Here is a 3,540-nt window from a genome sequence, read left to right on the forward strand (position 1 = left end):
GGAATGGTTTGAAGGGGAAGGAGCTTACCCGTGAAAGACATGAGTAGTCGTTGAGTGGTAGGCTCCAAAGGTTAAAACTAGCTATCCAAGAGTTTGCAGCAGCCAGGCAACGCTCGAAGCTGTAAGGTAATCGGTCCGTTGTCGATTAGCCCTGACAAAGTTCACGAAATCGAGCGTAATAAACGGCTGCTTAAGAGCAGCCATTTGGACTGAAAACCATCGTATATCACTATTTCTATCTTCTATTGATTCAGATTGTCCAACATACTTTGAAGCCGCTGCTGCGCTGTCTTGTTTAAAGGAAGAAGCGGTTTTCTTGGGTTGCCTGCTTCTTTTCCTTGAAGTGTAAGCCCTGATTTAATTGCTGCTGCTAGGCCGAATGAAACGATAAATTCAAGAAACTCGTATTGCTGGTAAAACAGTGCCTTAGCCTTCTCATTGTCACCGCTCTTGACCGCATCGAACAGTTGTTTCGGTTTATCGCCTATCATGCAAGGAGCTGCTGTACACCAACCGCTGGCACCTGCATTAAGAGCCTCTAACGCCATATGGTTACAGCCATTAAAGAAGGGCACTTTGCCATCCGATAATGTGTAGATCTTGTGCATTCGTTGTATGTCGCCAGTGCTTTCCTTGATCATGCTTGCATTCTGTATGCTGTCGACCATTTTAAGCATGAATTCGGGACTCATATCCACGCCACAGGTAGCGGGGTTGTTATAAACCATTATGGGCAGCGGGCTTGCGCTTGAAACTGCTTCGTAGTGCAGGAAGATTTCAGCCTCGCTCAATTTATAATACGAAAATGGAGAGAGCATAATGACATCGGCCCCGATGTTATGAGCATGCTGCGCGTATTTAACCGCTTGCTCGGTGGTAAGCTCTGCGATACCAATGACCACAGGTACCCTACCTGCAACATACTTCACAGTGTATTCAGCGACCTGCTTCCACTCCTCTTCACTCAAATAGGCGGCCTCACCGGCACTGCCTAATGCAGCAATAGCATCTACTTTGGCTTCAAGTAGCACATCTATCACGCTACCGAGTTTGTTGAGATCTACCTGTTTATTATTTTGGCTAAAGGGAGTTACCGGATAGCCAATGATGCCTGATAAGTTCATGACTTACCCCTTAAATGCAGTTTTGGTGATTTTTTAGAGCCTGTCGTGCGTAGTACGCAAAATTCACTTTGTTTCGTTTGTCGGACGATACCCAGTCATGTGCTTCCTGGGCCAGGTCATGAGGTAAGGGCTTAATTTGACCAGCAGACATTGCTAGAAGCTGCAGTTTTGCCGCTCGCTCGATCAGGATGGCCAAGTTACAGGCCTCTTCAATCGTTTTGCCGGTTACAAGTTGTCCGTGGTGGGCAAGAAATACAGCTCGGTTATTACCCAGCGCCTTTGAAATTAATACGCCCTCTTCATTTCCAACAGGGACGCCTGGCCATTCAGCAACGAACGAGCAATCGTTGTACAAAGCGGCAGTGTCCATTTGGGAAATGATCAGTGGTACTTCTAGCATCGACAATGCGGCCACATGGGTAGGGTGGGTATGAATGATGCAATTAACTTCTGGGTGCTCTTTATAGATCCAAGTATGGAAACGGTTGGCTGGGTTGGGCATGCCTTTGCCAGCCAATAGTTCGAGGTCATGATCAACGATTAACAAGTTTTCGGCTGTAATTTCATCAAACCCCAAACCCAATCGTTGAGTTAGAAAAGTATTGGGCTGCTCACTACGGCAGGTAATCTGGCCTGCCAAGCCTGAATCGTGACCTTTATCGAACAGGATTCGGCATGTCAGCGCGAGTTTTTCACGAACAGTCAGCTCTATGTCTTGTATACGCTCTTGCATATTGCTTTCTGCGATCTGCATTAGTTCCTGTTTTGCTTTAGTGGCGGTCTTCATGCTTTTTTCCTCAGGTGGCTTTGATAATGGTTGTACAATATCGCCGTTTTGGACCCTTAATAAGGGCCAGTTTTTTTAATTTAAGTGGTCCAGAAGAGGGGGGGACATGTTAAGACCTTGGCAAACTCAGCTGTGGCTGGAAGACAGCTCTGGTAAAACTTTGCATTCAAAGCTGTTGAACACGTTAACGGCGGATATTAAGGAAGGGCGGCTGACGCCCGGCAGCATGTTGCCGGGATCCCGCGTTTTAGCCGAGCAACTAGGTGTTAATCGGAAAACCGTACAGCAGGTGTACGAAGAACTGGAAGCTCAGGGGTGGCTGGTGACACGCTCTAGGTCGGGTACGTTTGTTTCTGAAATCCTTCCCGAGCAAGGACTGTCCACGTCAGACCACTACTTGGTCAACAGTACCGACAGGACAAAATCGGCCTCGGAGCTGGTTGAAATACTCTACCAGGAGGCACGCGGCTCTTATAACGACATACCGATAATGAATGATGGTACTCCGGACTCTCGTCTTATCCCTTATGAGCTGCTCGCGCGAACCTATCGACGGGTGTGTATAGACCTTAGCCGTCAATCAAAGCTGGGTTATGGCGACCCTAAAGGGAGCATTGAATTGCGGAAATCGATCGCGAAAATGCTATCCGGCGACCGTTTTATGAACTGCTCTGCCGAGCAGGTTTGTGTTGTCAGAGGGAGTCAAATGGGGATTTATCTCGCTTCTCGTATTTTGGATCCGGGAAAAGGTGCCATCGTCATGGAGGACCTTTGTTATTTGCCCGCTAGAGCTGCGTTTGAGTCAAATGGCTTTAAAGTCTTGAAATGCAGGCTTGATGATAAAGGGTTAGATATAGAACACTTGAGAGAGATACTGGCTGAACATTCAGTCGCAGCCATTTATGTCACCCCCCATCATCAATATCCTACAACTGTTTGTATGCACATGAGCAGGCGGCTGGTACTTCTGGAACTCTCCAAAACATACAAGTTTGCGGTTCTGGAAGATGACTATGATCATGAGTTTCACTATGAAACGAACCCAATTCCTCCGCTCGCAAGCCTGCCGAACTCTGAGAATGTTGTTCATATAGGTTCAATGTCGAAGGTCTTTGCTCCTGGTCTAAGACTTGGATATATGGCGGCCGATGCTCAGTTTATTGAGCGTGCCGCACAGGAAATCGTATTGATTGACAGGCAGGGTAATGCGGTATCTGAACTTGTGCTTTCAAATCTGATGGAATCAGGCGAAGTCAGGCGTCATATCAGAAAAACGCGCAAGGAGTATGAGGCAAGGCGTAATTTCGCTGCAGAAGAATTCGTCCGTTTTTTTGGTGATAAGGTTTCTTTTAAGCTGCCTACAGGAGGAATGGCTATATGGGTAAATATTTCAAAGCTTGTTAATGGGAAGGTACTGGAACAGCTTCCCGGCAAAGACTCAACTTTAAGCACCGTTTACAACGATGATCAGATTATACCGACCCACCTAAGGTTTGGGTTCGGAGCATTGAGTAAAGCTGAGATTACGCAGTCAGTAGAACAGCTTTCAAAGGCCCTGCTTGTATCAGAATGAGTAGGAGTCAACAGGAGGCAGGTATGAGTGTTTAGTTTCTGCTTTGTTATGTCGAC

General features: G+C 46.9%; 3 protein-coding genes. 1 reads left to right on the forward strand and 2 read right to left on the reverse strand.

Annotation, left to right across the window (positions count from 1 at the left end; genetic code table 11):
- Positions 1 to 242: 242 nt before the first annotated feature.
- Together AC0UA9_RS16810 and AC0UA9_RS16815 are read right to left on the reverse strand one after the other, a co-directional pair.
- Positions 243 to 1,124: a dihydrodipicolinate synthase family protein gene (locus AC0UA9_RS16810; RefSeq protein WP_475661816.1), complete on the reverse strand. Its 882-nt coding sequence runs from the start codon at positions 1,122 to 1,124 to the stop codon at positions 243 to 245.
- 10 nt (positions 1,125 to 1,134) lie between these two features.
- Entirely contained in the window at positions 1,135 to 1,911 is a 777-nt protein-coding gene (locus AC0UA9_RS16815; protein ID WP_125746622.1) for an aldolase, read from the reverse strand.
- A 106-nt stretch (positions 1,912 to 2,017) separates the two neighbouring features.
- Between AC0UA9_RS16815 and pdxR the strand changes: the two genes are divergently transcribed.
- Positions 2,018 to 3,484 carry a MocR-like pyridoxine biosynthesis transcription factor PdxR gene (gene pdxR / locus AC0UA9_RS16820; RefSeq protein WP_317998768.1) on the forward strand — a complete coding sequence of 489 codons (1,467 nt, stop codon included), beginning with the start codon at positions 2,018 to 2,020 and terminating at the stop codon, positions 3,482 to 3,484.
- Positions 3,485 to 3,540: the final 56 nt, after the last annotated feature.

Source organism: Colwellia sp. F1, assembly GCF_056238625.1.

Coding starts and splice junctions, on each gene's coding strand:
- AC0UA9_RS16810 (WP_475661816.1), bottom strand. CDS start 1,124: ATGAACTTATCAGGCATCATTGGCTATCCGGTAACTCCCTTTAGCCAA.
- AC0UA9_RS16815 (WP_125746622.1), bottom strand. CDS start 1,911: ATGAAGACCGCCACTAAAGCAAAACAGGAACTAATGCAGATCGCAGAA.
- pdxR (WP_317998768.1), top strand. CDS start 2,018: ATGTTAAGACCTTGGCAAACTCAGCTGTGGCTGGAAGACAGCTCTGGT.